Annotated in this window: 1 protein-coding gene; it reads left to right on the top strand. The window is 62.4% G+C overall.

Going from position 1 to position 806, the window contains the following annotated elements; all coding sequences use genetic code 11:
• The coding region (locus AB0A61_RS40945) for a hypothetical protein (protein ID WP_361304686.1) at positions 1-356 on the top strand (356 nt) is incomplete at its 5' end.
• Positions 357-806 lie beyond the last annotated feature (450 nt).

Here is an 806-nt window from a genome sequence, read left to right as displayed (position 1 = left end):
GTCATGTTCACGAGCTGTACGTGACCGTCGGCGGCAAATGGACACACGCGAACCTGACGGGAAGGGCCGAGGCATCACCGGCCGTTGGCTCTGCGCTGAGTGGCTACGAGTGGGCGGCCGGGAATTCAAAGCAGGTTGCCTACATCGACAGCGTAGGGGACGTTCAGGAGCTGTACGTGATCCCCGGCGCGCAGTGGTCGCAGGAGAACCGGTCAGCCAATGCAGGTGCAGAGCAGGCTGCCATCGGCCCGGCGCTGAGTGGCTTCCAGGCGGCGAATAGCGCAATCGTCTTGTACTTGGACAGCACCAGCCTCGGTCATTGGCTGACGATGACCGAAAGGACCAAGCGAAGCTGAAGCTAATCTGCAAAGAAGCCACCGGTGGGCAGGCCATCAACCAGCTTTGACGATCACGGTGACAATGAAGCTCCACCATCTTGAAGTCCCTGGTCACGAGGCTGGTGTGAGTCGCTGGTCGTGTGCCCGTGCTGGGCGGGGCGGTAGCCGGAACTCAAGATCGTCTGCCGTTTCGGTGATCGCGGTCGGCGCGTTTCCCGGCGTGGGCGAGGAGCCTGTCCGTACGATCCGGGCGGGAGGTGCATCAGGTGGCCAGGGATGCGGAACCGGGCCTTCGTGAGCTGATTACGGCCCACAGGGCCGAACTGGAGGCAACGGCTGAGAAGTTGAGCCAGCAGCTTCATGAGGTGCCCGACTAGTAGGACTCCGTTAGGTCTGTCTTGATCTTGGTGTGGCTCTGCTGGGCAGGGGTCGGTGGCAGGTGGTGCAGATGCCGGTCCAGCAGTTCAG

The sequence above is a fragment of the Streptomyces sp. NPDC046197 genome (assembly GCF_040646295.1).
Taxonomy (GTDB): Bacteria; Actinomycetota; Actinomycetes; order Streptomycetales; family Streptomycetaceae; genus Streptomyces.
The sequence above is the reverse complement of the archived record's forward strand: the minus strand, read 5'-3'. Positions and strand labels throughout refer to the sequence as shown.